At 45.9% G+C, this 15,929-nt stretch carries 16 protein-coding genes; 10 read left to right on the top strand and 6 right to left on the bottom strand.

The window, feature by feature from the left end; translation table 11 throughout:
• The first annotated feature begins 61 nt into the window (after positions 1 to 61).
• The 8 genes from QUB56_RS13475 to pstB all read left to right on the top strand — a co-directional run bounded on the left by QUB56_RS13475 (position 62) and on the right by pstB (position 6,860).
• Positions 62 to 388 (top strand): YbjQ family protein, encoded by a 327-nt coding sequence (locus tag QUB56_RS13475; protein WP_172184303.1) that lies wholly within the window; start codon positions 62 to 64, stop codon positions 386 to 388.
• Between the two features lie 250 nt (positions 389 to 638).
• A complete protein-coding gene (locus QUB56_RS13470; protein ID WP_332955738.1) occupies positions 639 to 1,262 on the top strand; it encodes a hypothetical protein in 624 nt (207 codons plus the stop codon).
• 139 nt (positions 1,263 to 1,401) lie between these two features.
• A complete protein-coding gene (locus QUB56_RS13465) occupies positions 1,402 to 1,728 on the top strand; it encodes a transposase (protein ID WP_332955737.1) in 327 nt (108 codons plus the stop codon).
• A gap of 231 nt (positions 1,729 to 1,959) precedes the next feature.
• On the top strand, positions 1,960 to 3,111 hold the full coding sequence (locus QUB56_RS13460; protein WP_332955736.1) for a sulfate ABC transporter substrate-binding protein: 1,152 nt from the start codon (positions 1,960 to 1,962) through the stop codon (positions 3,109 to 3,111).
• A gap of 50 nt (positions 3,112 to 3,161) precedes the next feature.
• Positions 3,162 to 4,151, top strand: coding sequence for a PstS family phosphate ABC transporter substrate-binding protein (locus QUB56_RS13455; protein ID WP_332955735.1), 990 nt, complete (start codon positions 3,162 to 3,164; stop codon positions 4,149 to 4,151).
• Between the two features lie 18 nt (positions 4,152 to 4,169).
• Positions 4,170 to 5,114 carry a phosphate ABC transporter permease subunit PstC gene (gene pstC / locus QUB56_RS13450; protein ID WP_332955734.1) on the top strand — a complete coding sequence of 315 codons (945 nt, stop codon included), beginning with the start codon at positions 4,170 to 4,172 and terminating at the stop codon, positions 5,112 to 5,114.
• A gap of 5 nt (positions 5,115 to 5,119) precedes the next feature.
• Positions 5,120 to 6,016: a phosphate ABC transporter permease PstA gene (gene pstA / locus QUB56_RS13445; RefSeq protein WP_332955733.1), complete on the top strand. Its 897-nt coding sequence runs from the start codon at positions 5,120 to 5,122 to the stop codon at positions 6,014 to 6,016.
• A gap of 37 nt (positions 6,017 to 6,053) precedes the next feature.
• Positions 6,054 to 6,860, top strand: coding sequence for a phosphate ABC transporter ATP-binding protein PstB (gene pstB / locus QUB56_RS13440; RefSeq protein WP_332955732.1), 807 nt, complete (start codon positions 6,054 to 6,056; stop codon positions 6,858 to 6,860).
• Between the two features lie 198 nt (positions 6,861 to 7,058).
• Here the strand turns inward: pstB and metH are convergent, their stop codons facing one another.
• Positions 7,059 to 10,610: a methionine synthase gene (gene metH, locus QUB56_RS13435; protein WP_332955731.1), complete on the bottom strand. Its 3,552-nt coding sequence runs from the start codon at positions 10,608 to 10,610 to the stop codon at positions 7,059 to 7,061.
• A gap of 87 nt (positions 10,611 to 10,697) precedes the next feature.
• Here metH and QUB56_RS13430 point away from each other — a divergent pair, with 87 nt between their 5' ends.
• Positions 10,698 to 11,285 (top strand): type II toxin-antitoxin system Phd/YefM family antitoxin, encoded by a 588-nt coding sequence (locus tag QUB56_RS13430; RefSeq protein ID WP_332955730.1) that lies wholly within the window; start codon positions 10,698 to 10,700, stop codon positions 11,283 to 11,285.
• 496 nt (positions 11,286 to 11,781) lie between these two features.
• Positions 11,782 to 11,991: a hypothetical protein gene (locus tag QUB56_RS13425; RefSeq protein ID WP_332955729.1), complete on the top strand. Its 210-nt coding sequence runs from the start codon at positions 11,782 to 11,784 to the stop codon at positions 11,989 to 11,991.
• Positions 11,992 to 12,071: 80 nt separating this feature from the next.
• Here QUB56_RS13425 and QUB56_RS13420 read toward each other — a convergent pair whose 3' ends face one another.
• The 5 genes from QUB56_RS13420 to QUB56_RS13400 form a co-directional block, all read right to left on the bottom strand.
• Positions 12,072 to 13,112, bottom strand: coding sequence for a methyltransferase (locus tag QUB56_RS13420; RefSeq protein ID WP_332955728.1), 1,041 nt, complete (start codon positions 13,110 to 13,112; stop codon positions 12,072 to 12,074).
• 162 nt (positions 13,113 to 13,274) lie between these two features.
• Entirely contained in the window at positions 13,275 to 14,309 is a 1,035-nt protein-coding gene (locus tag QUB56_RS13415) for a methyltransferase (protein WP_332955727.1), read from the bottom strand.
• 113 nt (positions 14,310 to 14,422) lie between these two features.
• Positions 14,423 to 14,590 carry a hypothetical protein gene (locus tag QUB56_RS13410; protein ID WP_332955725.1) on the bottom strand — a complete coding sequence of 56 codons (168 nt, stop codon included), beginning with the start codon at positions 14,588 to 14,590 and terminating at the stop codon, positions 14,423 to 14,425.
• 159 nt (positions 14,591 to 14,749) lie between these two features.
• The gene (locus QUB56_RS13405; protein ID WP_332955724.1) at positions 14,750 to 14,995 is read right to left on the bottom strand and encodes a hypothetical protein; all 246 of its coding nucleotides are present in this window, start codon (positions 14,993 to 14,995) and stop codon (positions 14,750 to 14,752) included.
• A 131-nt stretch (positions 14,996 to 15,126) separates the two neighbouring features.
• Positions 15,127 to 15,861 (bottom strand): hypothetical protein, encoded by a 735-nt coding sequence (locus QUB56_RS13400; RefSeq protein ID WP_332955722.1) that lies wholly within the window; start codon positions 15,859 to 15,861, stop codon positions 15,127 to 15,129.
• Positions 15,862 to 15,929: the final 68 nt, after the last annotated feature.

Genomic DNA, 15,929 nt, shown 5'->3' with positions numbered 1-15,929 from the left:
CCAGATGTAGTAAATCTACAGAAGTCGATTAACTCAAAATGTTCGTATTTGAGGCCAACTGATGATTGTAACAACAACTGATATCATCCAAGGAGCAGAAATTCAATCTTACTTGGGAATTGTAACTGCTGAGGTGGTCTACGGCACCAATGCCCTGCGAGATTTCTTCGCGGGCATTCGCGACATCATCGGCGGGCGCACCGGCAGTTACGAGGAAGTGTTTCTCAAAGGACAGCGAGATGCCCTCGCGGAACTAGAAAAACGGGCTCAGCGCCTGGGCGCCAATGCCGTAATCGGGGTGGAAGTTGACACCGGCACGATTAATGTAGACTCCAGCGGAGCTTTGCTGCTGATTACTGCCGTTGGAACGGCTGTAAGATTGCGTTAAGCTGTCTTTCCTATATACATCCGCGAACTTTTCTAACTGGAAAAAATAGTTATCACTCATCAGTCATCAGTCATCAGTCATTAGCTAATAGCGGCTGGGCCAGGGCTGATGACTTTTTCGTTTCTTTCTTCAGACATAGAGACTGGTTATTTCTGCAGGCAGAGATAGTTTCTATCAATCTCAGCCACAATAAATGCTTAAGTGAAAGATTGTTAAAGATTACAGCTACTCTCTGAGGAGAAGAAAAGTTATGTCATACGTAAATAGACCTGTAGATAACGTTGTTAACGAGCCGACATTAGTAAATCAAGTCGTTGAATATCACGATCGAGTGCGGTGGGGCCCGATTTTTTCAGGTTTGGTAATTGCGATCGCCACGCAATTAGTATTAAGTGCATTGGGCGCTGCGATCGGGTTGAGCAACATTGCTAATTCAGGAGCTCCGCGCAGTATTTCAGGAGACGTGGGTAACAGCGTCGGAATTTGGTCAATTATCAGTTTGTTTATTAGCTTAGCCGTTGGCGGTTGGGTAACTGCTCGCGCTTGCGGCCCGATGAATCGCAACACAGCGCTTTTAAATGGAGCAATATTGTGGGCAACTACCTTAACAATTGGCTCTTGGCTGTTAGCAAATGGCGTGGCCGGTACTTTTGGCGTCATAGCTGCGAATGCGGGAGAAGCAATTAATCAAGCGCAGCAGGGGGGGGTAAATTTGCCGAACCAAGCGCCTAACGTATCTGCTCAGGATGCTCGCAATCTTGCTGGTAATGCTGCGAAAGCTGGTTGGTCGTTTTTGTTCGGCTCGCTATTGGGTTTAGTTGCTTCGATGGTAGGAGCATCTGCCGGCGCGCGCACTCCCCGGCATCACTCGTAAAAATTTCGTCAGACAAGGAAAGTTCATATTCATTAAGGCACTTTTTTTAAAGTGCTTTTTTGTTGGTTTATTCCAGGTTCTACCGGGGAACTCATTTCTTGAGGCTCTGCCTCCAGGTTTTTACAGCAAATTGCAATCAATGGTTTATCTCGAACGAATCTTACTGCCCCAGTTATGGAAAGGAGCAATTATAGTGATGGATAACTTACCTATTCATCATGCTAAGACGGTCGAAACTTTGATTAAATCTTTTGGGGTAAACGTGAATTTTTTACCGCCTTACTCCCCGGATTTATCGCCACTTGAATTGTGTTGCTCAAAAATCAAAGGGATTATGCCTTCTGAAGCTGCCCGAAGTTCAGAGATTCTTGATGCCGCGCTCACAAAAGCAATCAATGGGATTACAGATGAAAATGCTCTCAACTGGTTTAATCATTGTGGTCTATTTTTAGAACCAATTAGATAATTTATTTTGTGGGACATCTAATAGCAATTTGCTGTAAATTAGTCAGTTCTAAATGTTTAGCGACCACGGCAGGCGGGTGTGAGTTTGGACTCTTTGTCATGGTAGCGGTAGGTTAAGAGAATTTATTAAGAAAACATTAAGAAAACTGAAAACACTAATTTGATGACTCTATACTCCTCATAGTAACTACGAAAACTTGATAAAAATACCGTAGTTAAAGAAAAAGTATCGGTGAATCCACAACAAGTTTGGCAAAATTCAGTGACTTCGATCGTTCAGTCTCTAAAATTTGCGATCGCAGCCAGTTCCCAATTGGTGCGATTTTCAGGGCAATTTCTCAAAAAAGCTCAGCATCTAGGACGCTCAGCCCAAGCGTACACCGTCTTGTTTTTACTAGGTGTAATTCTAACTGCGTCAATTGCTGCTTGCTCAGCAGCGAGTGGGGCCAATCAAAGCGAGGTCAAGCTCAACCTAGTTTCCTTCTCAGTGACGAAAGCGGCCCATGACCAAATCGTCCCTAAATTTATTGAAAAGTGGAAGAAAGAGCACAACCAAAACGTCATTTTTGAACGCAGTTATGGCGGGTCTTTAGCGCAAACCGACGAGATCATTGCCGGCAAACAAGAAGCTGATGTGGTACATCTTGCCCTGCCATTGGATGTGGTTCGCATCGAAGAAGCTGGTTTGATTAATTTTGGCTGGGAGGACAGAGTTCCTAGACGGGGAGTAGTTAGTCATTCTGTGGCGGCAATTGTTACCCGAGAAGGCAACCCCAAAGATATTCAAACTTGGGCAGATTTAGCCAAAGAAGATGTAAACGTGATTGCAGCAAATCCTCAAACATCGGGTATTGGCGTTTGGCAATTTTTAGGTCTGTGGGGGTCAGTAACCCAAGAAGGAGGCGAACCTCAACAAGCCCTTGATTTTGTAGGCAAAATTTATAAAAAAATTCCCACCTTAACAAAAGATGCCCGGGAAGCCAGCGACTTATTTTTCCAACAAGGGCAAGGAGATGCCTTAGTGACCTATGAAAATGAAGTGATTTTAGCTGGAACAAACCGACCCAAAACCAGTTACTTTGTTCCTCCCCTCAATATCTCTATCGATAATCCCGTGGCAATAGTTGATAAAAACGTTGATAAGCATGGAACGAGGGAAGTAGCAGCAGCCTTTGTCGATTTTCTCTATTCAGACGAAGCTCAGCAAGAATTCGCCAAATTAGGCTACCGTTCGGTCAATCCCTTTATCGCTCAAAGCGCACAGGTGCAATTTCCCCCAATTAAAACTTTGTTCAATGCTCAAGATTTAGGAGGGTGGCCTTTGATAAAAGAGCAGTTTTTTGCAAAGGGTGCCATCTTTGACCAAATTAAGGGAAAGTTGTGAACCTAAAGGCCTAATTCACTTTCATTTTTCCAAAGTTACACTCAAATTCTATGAAATTTTCTCGTTGGTTTTACCTAATCCCTCTCATCGTCATGGGCAACCTAATGACGAGTTGTGGCAATTCAGGAGAGAAGGAACAGCAAATCAGTATCGATGGTGGTGCTGTGGGCTTTAGCGTTTCCCTCGCCGTCGCCGAAGAATACCAAAAACTTTATCCCAATGCCCAAGTCAGCGTCGCTGCCAGCGGCACAGGGGGAGGGTTTAGCAAGTTTTGTGCTGGAAACCTTGAGATTGCGGGGGCTTCTCGCACCATCAGAGAGGAAGAAATCAAAAAATGCGCCCGCAAAGGAATCGAATTTATTGAACTGCCGATGGCTCTTGATGGTCTTGCGGTAGTGGTTAATAAGGAAAATAACTTTGCCAAGTGTCTAACGATTAAAGAATTAGACATAATGTGGAATGCCAAATCCGAAGGCAAGATTACCAGTTGGAAGCAAATCAATCCCGACTTCCCCGACGAAAAACTGTTGCTGTTTGCCCCTCCTTCCGATACAGGAACCTTTGATTATTTCACCCAAGCCGTAACGGGTAAAAGGAAAAATAGTCGTACCGACTTTACCCCCAGTCGCAACCAAAATACCCTCGTTCAAGGGGTGATTGGCAATAAATCGGGAGTGGCCTATCTGGGAATTGCCTTCTTGCTCCAAAACCAAGACAAATTGAACGGGGTGGCGATTGAAAATGCGGATGGAAAATGTGTTAAACCAGTTCCCCTTGATAATGTTCTGAGAAATATCTATAGCCCCCTCTCTCGCCCCCTCTTTATCTACGTCAATAAAAACGCCCTTGAAACCAATCCTTCCCTGGAAAGATTCGTGAAATTCTATCTAGAAAATTCTTGGAAATGGGTAGATGGTGTGGGCTATGTGGCGTTACCCGATGAAGCTTATGTGAAAACTAAGCAAAAATTTGAGCGGCGTGAAACGGGAACGAAATTCAAAAAAGCCAAACCCGGTGAACCCATTACTAACTTTATTTAAGGAGGAAATCTCAAGCCCATGACCCTAACTCCTAGTTCCTTTGATGACTCCCTTTTCTCTGCGGATGACTCCTTGCTTAAGAAGGGTTCGGAAGATGTCCCAGAAAAGATTATTGGCGCGGTTTTATTTGCCTGCGCCTTCGTGTCCGTTGCCACAACCTTTGGTATTGTCTGGATCATTTTCCAAGAGACTTTGGGTTTTTTCCAAGAAGTTTCTTTAGCCCAGTTTTTTCTGGATACGCGATGGACTCCCCTGTTTGCCGAGGCCCATTTTGGCATCTGGCCGCTGCTGAACGGAACGTTTTTAACCTCTGCGATCGCTATGGCTGTGGCGGTTCCTTTGGGTTTGTCTTCAGCCATTTACCTGAGTGAATATGCCCAACCGAAAGTGGCAGCCGTGTTACGCCCTGCTGTGGAGTTATTGGGGGGAATTCCCACAGTAGTTTATGGTTACTTTGCTTTGCTTTTTGTCACTCCGGTTCTGCGGCATCTTTTCCCCTTAGAGATTTTTAATGCCCTCAGCGCTGGGTTGATGATGGGCATTATGATCACCCCCACCGTCGGTTCCATCAGCTTAGATGCTATTCAATCGGTTCCCCGTTCTCTGCGGGAAGGTTCCTATGCCTTGGGCATTACCAAACTAGAAACCATTTTTAAAGTGGTGCTTCCGTCAGCCTTGTCTGGGATTATGGCTTCGATTATTTTAGGCGTTTCCCGCGCCGTGGGAGAAACCATGACCGTTCTGATTGCGGCTGGATCGCAGCCTCGCATCACCGTCAATTTCATGGAATCCGTCGCCACCCTGACCGCTTTTATGGCGGAGATTTCGGGGGGAGATAGTCCCAGGGGTAGCCTCAGTTTTAAGACTTTGTATGCGGTGGGGGCAGTTCTGTTCGTGATTACATTGTCTCTCAATATGGCCAGCTTCTGGATTTCTAGTCGCTTTAAGGAAAAATACGACTGATTGCTATGGTTAAATCAACTTCAACAAACAATTCTGTCAAAACTGCCGAATTTACCGATAACCTAGAACGCCGAGAAGCGATCGGTAAAGTCTTTGAGTATCTATTCTTAATTGGGTTACTCATCGGTTTATTTGTCCTCGCCTTACTGGTTCTTAATATCCTTCATGATGGACTTGGCAGATTGCTAACACCGGGGTTTCTCACGGAAACACCTTCCCGTTTTGCCGAACGCGGAGGTATCCGTCCAGCGATTATTGGGAGTTTCTTTCTGGGACTGATCGTCCTTCTGGTTGCGGTTCCCATTGGGGTAGGGGCTGCTTTGTACCTAGAGGAATATGCCCCTAAAAAGTGGTGGACTGCCGTGATTGAGATAAATATCGGGAATTTAGCGGGGATTCCTTCTATTGTCTATGGCTTACTGGGTTTAGGGGTCTTTAACTATTTACTAGGGTTTGGGCCTACCTTGATTTCGGGGGCATTAACTCTTGCCCTATTGTCTTTACCTGTGATTATCGTCACGGCGAGGGAGGCGATCCGCGCCGTTCCCGATTCCCTGAGAAATGCTTCCTATGGATTGGGAACTACCAAATGGCAAACCATTCAACACCATGTCTTACCCTATGCCATTCCGGGAATTCTTACGGGGGTGATTATTTCTGTCTCCCGCGCTATGGGGGATGCTGCTTCTTTGGTGGTCGTGGGTGCTGTCAGTTTCCTCACGTTTAATCCGGGTTTATTCCAACGATTTATGGCGTTACCCATTCAAATTTTCAGCTATATCACTCGTCCTGAACCGGGGTTTGCCAGTGCAGCCGCAGCGACGATTATTGTGCTGATTATCTTGATTTTGGGGCTTAATGGCGTCGCTATCTATCTGCGCCAACGCTATTCCAGCCATTAATTAACTTGAGTTGTCAAGATTAAGGAGACTATTTCAGATGACTGACAGTAATACCAAACTCAAAACGGGCGATAGTGTGTTTGATGCAGAAGGCGTAAAGGTTTATTACAATGGCTTTTTAGCCCTTGTCGATGTCTATATCAAAATTCCCCGTCAAAAAATTGTGGCCTTTATCGGCCCTTCAGGCTGTGGCAAAAGTACCTTATTGCGTTGCTTCAATCGCATGAATGATTTAATCCCTGCTGCCAAGGTGGAAGGGAAACTCATTTACCGCAGCCGTAATATTTACGATGCGCAAGTGAATCCCGTCAAATTGCGGCGACAGGTGGGAATGGTGTTTCAAAGACCGAATCCGTTTCCCAAGAGCATTTATGAAAATATTGCCTATGCCCCCAGAACCAACGGATATCAAGGAAATCTGGATGAATTAGTGGAATCTTCCCTCAGACAAGCAGCTCTCTGGAATGAGGTCAAGGATAAGCTGAAAGATAAAGGAACGGCGTTATCTGGGGGACAACAACAACGGCTTTGTATTGCCCGGGCGATCGCTATGAAGCCGGATGTTTTATTGATGGATGAACCTTGCTCTGCTCTCGACCCCATTTCTACGCGACAGGTCGAAGAACTGTGCTTAGAACTTAAGGAACGATACACAATTATTACAGTGACTCACAATATGCAACAAGCGTCAAGAATCGCGGATTGGACGGCTTTTTTCAATACAGAAACGGACGATCAAGGCAAACGACGCGGCAAATTGGTGGAGTTTGGGCCCACTGAACAAATTTTCCGTTCTCCCCAAACCAAAGAAGCCGAAGAGTACATTAGCGGACGCTTTGGTTAAACGCAAGTGTCAGATTTAGGCGTTACGCATTGTCAGCAATGACATTACCTTCTGGGCCAATACTCCGGACAGTTTTGGGAACGATACTACAAGCTTTACTGCTCTAAGTGGAGCCAAGCCTCGGGAGCTGCGTTACCAGGAAGAGCCTGGTAACGAGTATAATTCACCGAGGAATGTGCGCGGGGCGCACCCTAGAAATTAAGCGGTGAAGTATTTGGCTGCTGGGTGATAGGTGATAATTGCGGTTGTTGATTGTTCCGGATAAAGTTGTTCGCTTTCATCCATGTAGAGGTTGATGCGATCGCACTTTAACAATTCCAGTTGCTTGTACTGATCCGCCATGTTCGGACAAGCCGGATAGCCGAAACTGTAACGCGAACCGCGATATCTTTGCGCTAGCATATCGCGAATGTTGTCCGGTTCTTCGCTAGCAAATCCCAATTCGCGCCGAATTCGCGCGTGAGTCCATTCTGCTACGGCTTCCGCTGTCTGTACCGCTAATCCGTGAAAGTAGAGATAGTCGCTATATTGATTGTTAGCAAATAGCTGTTGCGCGTACTCTGTAGCAATTTCTCCGACTGTTGCTACTTGCATGGGAAATACATCGATTTTACCCGATTCTTTGGGCGCGAAAAAGTCGGCAATGCAAAGCCTGCGCCCCGATTTTTGGCGGGGAAATGTGAATGTTGCAGCGGGTGTCGATACATCTTGCCCGCCAGCCATGATTTCTGGGTCGTACAAATACAAAGAATTGCCTTCAGCTTGACAGGGAAAATACCCGTAAATTGCTTGCGGATGCAGTAACTTTTCGGCGATGACTTTGTGTTTCCATTCTTCCAAGATGGGATAAACTGTTTCAGCTAAGAAAGCATCGTATTCTTCCCGCGATTGGTCTTTTGGCTTGCGGAACTGCCACTGACCGGCAACTAAGGCTTGCAAATCTAAGTGCCAGAAAATTTCCTCAAAGGGGATGTCTTCCGGCTGCAAAAGTTTCGTTCCCCAGAAAGGAGGATTCGGGCGATCGATATCTGCTGCAACTGCTTCGGACCGCCTGGTATCTATCACCACAGGAATGTCTGCTTTCTTGGGATCTTCTACAGAAGTTTCTGGCGAAGCTTTAGCTTCTTTAACCGCCCCATTTTCTTTTCCTATTTCATCTAAAAATCCTTGCAAATCTTCCCATTTACCCGCAGCTTTTGCTGGCATGAGTTTGTCCATAAAGTGCAAGTCGGAAAACGCATCTTTGCCGTAAACGACTTTACCTTTGTAGGTATTTTGGCAGTCTTCATGTACAAACTTGGGAGTCAAAGCCGCGCCGCCCAAAATTACCGGAACCGTGATTCCTTTCTGGTTGAATACTTCCAGATTTTCTTTCATGAATGCGGTAGATTTTACCAGCAAGCCACTCATGGCGATACAGTCGGCTTTGTGCTTTTCGTAGGCTTCGATGATATTGTCAACTGACTGTTTAATACCCAAGTTAATCACTCGGTAGCCGTTGTTTGATAGGATAATATCAACCAAGTTTTTGCCGATGTCGTGCACGTCGCCTTTGACCGTAGCGATGATAAATGTTCCTTTGGCGTTGTCCCCGGATTCGGACTTTTCCATGTGCGGTTCTAAATAGGCAACTGCAGCTTTCATTGTTTCTGCTGACTGCAATACAAATGGCAGTTGCATTTGTCCCGAACCGAACAATTCTCCGACTACTTTCATGCCGTCTAGCAAGAAGGTATTGATAATGTGGAGGGGCGGATAGGTTTCTAATGCTTTGGCGAGTTGGATGTCGAGCCCAATGCGTTCGCCGTCGATGATGTGCTGCTTGAGGCGTTCTTCGACGGGGAGGTTTGCGTCTTCTGTACGATCGCGCTTGGTAGTTTTGCCCGCAAACACCGTTGTCAGGTCGCCCAAGGGGTCGTAAACGCAAATATCGCCGTCAAACTCCCGTTCGTCGTAAATGAGTTTACGGCAGATTTCTTGGTGTTGGGGGTCGATTTTGGCCAGGGGCAAAATCTTATTAGCGCTGACAATTGCCGAGTCCATCCCCGCTTGCATTGCTTCGTGCAAAAACATGGAATTCAAAACTTGCCGCGCCGCCGGATTCAAGCCGAAGGAAATGTTAGAAATCCCTAAAATTACGTGACATCCTGGCAATTCTTGGCGGATGCGGCGGATGGCTTCGATGGTAGCTTTGCCGTTTTTTCTGTCTTCTTCTATCCCGGTAGAAATTGGCAAAGCTAGGGTGTCAAAAAAGATTTCCTCGGCGGGAATTCCGTAGGCGACGGCGGCGTTATATGCGCGCTGGGCGATCGCAAATTTTTTGTCGGCTGTTCTGGCCATCCCGTCTTCGTCAATTGTACCGATAACTATGCCCGCGCCGTATTTTTTCGCCAACTCTAAAACTTGATAAAAACGCGGTTCTCCGTCTTCGTAGTTAGTGGAATTCAGCAAACATTTGCCGCCCGCAACTTTTAAGCCGGCTTCCATCTTTTCCCATTCTGTGGAATCCAGCATTAAAGGGAGAGTGGCATTAGTCACAACGCGGGAGACTAATTCTTTCATGTCTCGCACGCCGTCCCGGCCGACATAATCTACGTTAACATCGAGAATGTGCGCGCCTTCTCGCACTTGTTCCCTGGCCATTGCCACTAAACCGTCCCAGTCTTCGGCGTTTAGCAAATCGCGGCATTTTTTGGAACCGCTGGCGTTGAGTCTTTCGCCGACAATTAAGAAGGAATTTTCTTGTTCGTAGGGTTGGGCGGTGTAAATTGAAGCGGCAGAAGGTTCCCAAGTAAATTCGCGGACTTTGGGTTTAAGAGTTTTGCCAATTTCTGATAGTTCGCGGATGTGATCGTAGCGGGTGCCGCAGCAGCCGCCGATGACTTGCACGCCTAAGTCTTCGACAAAGCGCATCAAGGCCATTTTTAATTCTATTGGCGTTAGTTTGTAGTGCGCGTGCCCGCCGATGTTTTCGGGTAAACCAGCGTTGGGAACGCAGGAAACTACGAAGGGCGAATGTTCGGAAAGGTATTTGACGTGTTCGGCCATGCGATCGGGCCCGGTGGCGCAGTTCAGGCCTAAAATGTCGATCGGGTACGGCTGCAAAATGGCTAGGGCGGCGCTGATGTCGGAACCGACTAACATTGTGCCGGTGGCTTCCATTGTGACTGATACCATTAACGGAATTCGCGCACCTTTTTTCTTAAATACTTCTTCAATCGCATTTAATGCTGATTTAATTTGCAGCACATCTTGACAAGTTTCGACAATAAATAAGTCAACGCCGCCGTCATAAAGTCCTTCTGCTTGTTCGGCAAAAGCGGCGGTGAGAGTGTCAAAATCAATGTGTCCTAATGTTGGCAATTTGGTACCTGGCCCGATCGATCCTGCGACAAATCGAGGTTTTTCAGGCGTGGAAAATTCGGCGGCGATACCCTTGGCAAGTTCGGCGGCAGTTTTGTTGAGATAATAGGCTTTGTCTGCCAAATCGTACTCGGCTAGAACGATGGAAGCCCCGCCAAAGGTGTCTGTTTCGATGACATCGGCCCCTGCTTCGAGGAATCCCCGGTGCACGTTGGCGACTGCTTCCGGCTTGGTGTGGACGAGATATTCGTTGCAGCCTTCGTATTCTTTGCCGCCAAAGTCTTCTGCAGTGAGGTTTTGGACTTGCAGGTTGGTTCCCATCGCGCCGTCGAAGACGATGACGGGGCGTGAGGGGTGGTGGAGTCGATCGAGGAATCTGCTATTCATAAGCGGTAAAAAAAGGTAGGTGCTATATATTTACAATTTTATCTATTGTGCAATATTGTCAACAATTATGTGAATGTTGGGGAACTAATGACTGAAGGATTTAATGCTGCTGACAAGAGTTCGATCGTACCTGTAATTTTACCGCTGACCCTGGATAATTGTCAAAATTCTGTTGTGGGCTCGGCTGCGGGGGGAAAAGGGGCGATTAAGAGCGGGATAGCTGCGCTTCACGGCTGCGAGGGGTTTTTCCGGTTAACTGTTGAGGAATTTTGCCAAAATGCGATCGCCACAATTAAACGAGTGATGTTCGAGGGCGATCGCATTCTCTTGCAGCAAGCCGGGGAAGATATCGCCGCGATAATTTTGGAAACAGAGTTTCACAAGCTAAACTATCTGATTGCCGAACTCAAACCTTCACAATTCTTGCCTGACGAAGAAGAATATTATGAACATGAAGGAGGAATCCACTGCATTTACCCGGACGAACTTTTAGACGACTTTGATAATATCTTAGCCGATGTCACTGAATTTAACGAATTATTTGGCTTGCTACCCACAGAAGAAATGGGAGAGGATGTTGATATTTTTATGCCTGTAGCTATTCTCATGTCTGTCCATAGATTTTGGATATCTGAGTACCTAATAGCTGAGAAGCTAAGATTAAAAAGGCTATGAAATTATTTTAACTTTTTCGCCTTGGGCCGCACACATAATACAGATACGTAGCAAGATTAGCGCGCCAACAGTAACTTTTTTACTCCCGCAAAAAAGCCCATTATCCGCAACTAAAAGGTTGTTGGAAAAGGCGTTAGCTGGCAAATTTTTCAGGCGTTGCCGACAAGCGAATTTCAAAGTTGGTACCCGCCACGTAATTTATCCGTGGAATCAATCCAAAATCTCAAATCGAAAATCCTCAAGCCCCCGCATTTATCCCTGGGGTCAATCTAAAATCGAAAATCGAAAATCGAAAATCGATAATCGATAATCGAAAATCCTCAAGCCCCCGCATTTATCCCTGGGGTCAATCTAAAATCTAAAATCTAAAATCTAAAATCGATTGACCGATGTCGGAGAAGCTCGCGCTTGGATAATAGCTTAGGACAATGGAGTATTAGAAATCCGAACGCCGTACCAAGGACAGGAATTTCCTGTAATCATCCTAGCGTACTTGGTGAACGCCAGAGCCGACGAGTTAGAAAGTGAGGCAATGCAACTCGGCGCGCGGTTGCTGGAAAAGGAGGAATTGGAGCGCGCGATCGCACCGGACACCTGTTTCTACATTCAGCATCAAGCTTTAGTTATAAGCAAAGTTGCGGAGAGTGAAAGTTTTTTAGTGAACGCAGGAATTAGCCCTGACCGTACATTTTTGTTCGACTGCTAATGACACCCCTACTGCAATGAAATAGCATGAGTACCCGGCGTTTCCAAAAGACCGAGATTATAAAGTTGGGATGCTTCCGTTTATACTCGAATTCCTTCGATTATGCTCACATCATCCTGTGTCGGAACAATTCTTGTGAGCTTGAATCCTGCCTTTTCAAAAAGCGCTCTATACTCCGCTTCTGTACGTTCGCGTCCGCCGTCCGTCATTACTAGCATATTCAAGTCAATGAGCTTGCCAGTAAAGGGTTGATTGCCCGGTGGAATAACCTGTTCGGCTACTAACACTTTGCCGTTGTCCGGCATTACCTTGTGACACTGTTTGAGAATTGCAATCGCCCTTTCATCATCCCAATCGTGAATAATGTGTTTGAGAATGTAAGCCTCACCCCCTTCGGGTACAGACTCGAAGAAATTACCTGCAGCCTGTTGGCAGCGTTCTAAGAGTCCTTCCGCTTCCAAAAAACGCTTTGCCCTTTCGATTACATAGGGTCTCTCGAAGAGAACGCCCTTGAGTGTGGGGTTAGACTTAAGAATCGAGGCAATCAGAAGCCCCTCTCCGCCTCCAACATCAACTAACGTTTGGATGGATGAAAAGTCATAGCTGGCAGCGATGGTAGCACTTTCAATCGCTGAGGCATTAGTCATTGACTCATCAAAAATTTTTGCCGACTCTGGGTTTTGAGCCAAGTACTCAAAGAGATTCATGCCATATACATTCTCAAAAGGGCTACCTCCAGTCTGTATACCATGCAATAAGTCTCCCCACGCTCGATAGTGTTCTTCATCGCCTAGCATGATTACAAACGCACGAACTGAGCCAGGAACGTCGCTCTGAAGACAAGCAGCAAGAGGCGTTAGAGTGAAGTGATTCACTTGAGTCTCAGCAAAAACCCCCAGACTTGCGAGCGCTCGCAAGAGTCGATAGAGTGAGGGGGCGTTTGTTCCTGTAGCAGTGGCTAGTTCATCACAACTCTTTGGGCTATCTTTTAACAAGTCGGCGATACCAAGCTTTGCCGCCACATAGATCGATTGGGAAACCCAGTATCCAGTGGCCATTTGGAGTATTGCTAGCTGGGGTGGCATGGCTTGATTCGGTTGGGGAGTTTCTGGTTGAGGCATAGTTTTTTCTTAAATGTTCTCCTCAACAGTTTATAAGGTTGTGGTAAACGCTTTCATTGAGTTTTAGTTATGCTATTGCTACTCACACCCCTACTGCAATGAAATAGCCTGAGTACCCGGCGTTTCCAAAAGACCGAGATTATAAAGTTGGGATGCTTCTGTTTACACTCGAATTCCTTCGATTATGCTGATCTCATCCTGTGTCGGAACAATTCTTGTGAGCTTGAATCCTGCCTTTTCAAAAAGCGCTCTATACTCCGCTTCTGTACGTTCGCGTCCGCCGGAAGTAATCACTAGAATATTCAGGTCAAGTAACTTGCCCATAAACGGTTCATTACCCGGTGGAATAACCTGTTCGGCTACTAATATTTTGCCGTTTGCAGGCATTACGTTGTGACACTGCTTGAGAATCGCAATCGCCCTTTCATCATCCCAATCGTGAATAATGTATTTGAGAATGTAAGCATCACCCCCTTCGGGTACAGACTCGAAGAAGTTACCCGCAGCCAGTTGGCAGCGTTCTAAGACTCCTTCCGCTTCCAAGAAACGCTTTGCCCTTTCGATTACATAGGGTCTCTCGAAGAGAACGCCCTTGAGTGTGGGGTTAGACTTAAGAATCGAGGCAATCAGAAGCCCCTCTCCGCCTGCAACATCAACTAACGTTTGGATGGATGAAAAGTCATAGCTGGCAGCAACCGCAGCACTTTGAATCACTGACAAATTAGTCATTGACTCATCAAAAATTTTTGCCGACTCTGGGTTTTGAGCCAAGTACTCAAAGATATTCATGCCGTATATATGCTCAAAAGAGCTACCTCCGGTTTGTACGCTATGCATGAACTCTCCCCACGCTTGATACTGTTCCCCTTGCATGATTACACACGCACGAATTGAGTTAGGAGTGTCGCTCTGAAGACAAGCCGCAAGAGGTGTTAGGGTGAAGTGATTCGGTTGAGTCTCAGCAAAAACCCCCAGACTTGCGAGCGCTCGCAAGAGTCGATAGAGTGAGGGGGCGTTTGTTCCTGTAGCAGTGGCTAGTTCATCACAACTCTTTGGGCTATCTTTTAACAAGTCAGCGATACCAAGCTTTGCCGCGACATAGATTGATTGGGAAACCCAGTATCCAGTGGCCATTTGCAGCACTACAAGCTGGGGTGGCAGGGCTTGATTCGGTTGATTCGTTTCTGGTTGAGGCATAGTTTTTCCTTAAATGTTCTCCTCAACAGTTTATAAGGTTGTGGTAAAAACTTTCATTGAGTTGTAGTTATGCTATTGCCTCATTGCTGTAGCTTATTAACCTGCGCTGCATCCTAGTTTTCTGCATTTTTGTCAAGCTTAGAATAGGCTTGAACACAAGTCCAGGTAACGCCGTTGCTATCTGTAATTTCTCGTTCCATGACTATTCTTTGAGTTACTTTACTTTTGTAAGGTTGGGAGCGATCGCCTCTTGATGTTGCTCGATCGAGTTTCAGGCCCATTGCAAGGGTAAACCTACTCCTTGGGTAGCTTGTTCATCTTGCGGGCGATCGCCTACATACAGCGAGTTTTGCCGAGTATGTAGGTGTCTGAGCACTGCTAGTTGCAATATGCTCGATCGCGGTTTACCGTACTATCGAGACAACTTAGTTTGGGTATGGTCATACCCCCTGCTGTGCTTGAATTTCATTGAGCAACATCTCATCCGAGTAGGATTTTTCCCATTCGCCCTGAAGTTTGAGCCGCACCGACTTAGCGCCGCCGCTGGGCGTACAAACGACCCAGTAGGTATCCTCCTCTCCTTTAACCTGAGCCGCCTCCTGGTTTTCTGCATTGTGGGAAAGCCCAGAATAGGCTTGAACACAAGTCCAGGTAATGCCGTCGCTATCGGTAATCTCTCGTTCCATGACTATCCTTTGAATTATAGTGTCTGTGTATTTTGATCTAACCATACCGAATATTTTTACTTTTATATGTAAGGTGCACAGCGCGCACCTTGCCGCTATAACTAGCGCATCAAACTAGAGAAAACATCTCCTTATTTCTTTCTCATCCTTTTCTGCGATCCTCTTTTATGCAGTCGCTTAATTTCAGTTTTGTCTCCTAGAAATTCTCCTTCTTCTATAATTTCTAAATCGACACCTTTAACATCGCTTCCGGTCATTTCTTCCTCTTCCTCACTTCCCTCAAAATCCCGTGAATTTTCTATTAACTGCACGTCCAACCCAGGATTTTGAATCGGCAGTTGTGCGATTTCTTGACTAATTTCAGCTTCTCCAATCCCATTCTCAATTTCCGCCGCCGCTAAATCTTCCTCCGAAGCAGGAATATCATCAATTTCTTGACTAATTTCAGTTTCTCTGATTTCCTTCTCTACTAGCTGCATGGATAACTGCTGCTTTTCCATTAACAATTGCTCAACCCGAGCCGCAAGGATTCTAATCTGTTCGTTGAGAAGGCGAATTTCTCGGTTTTGCTGCTGAATGAGTTCTTCGGCATCAGCAATAGTTCGATTTCTCTCTAATATCACCTCATTTTTAGTTTCTAATTCCAAAGCGCTCATTGCCGCTTTAATCACATTATAAAAATGCGGCTTAGATACATCAACTTGTTTAGCATTATGGCGGCTTTTCCCCAAAAGTCCAATCTTTTCTCCTTGCTTAACTGCCAAGACAAAACCTTGATGATTTTTAATTTTTAATTCTTTGACAAAATCAACTTGAACTAAACTGCAAATATATTTGTGACAGTCAAAATAAAATTCTGCTTTCATCAAAAAGCGCCCCTTTCTGCTACAGTCCCGCAGAATTATACCACAAACAGAGTTTTTGCGGGCAATAA

This window comes from Microcoleus sp. AR_TQ3_B6, from assembly GCF_036702785.1.
Classification (GTDB): domain Bacteria; phylum Cyanobacteriota; class Cyanobacteriia; order Cyanobacteriales; family Microcoleaceae; genus Microcoleus.
This window is presented reverse-complemented; position numbering and strand designations above follow the sequence as displayed.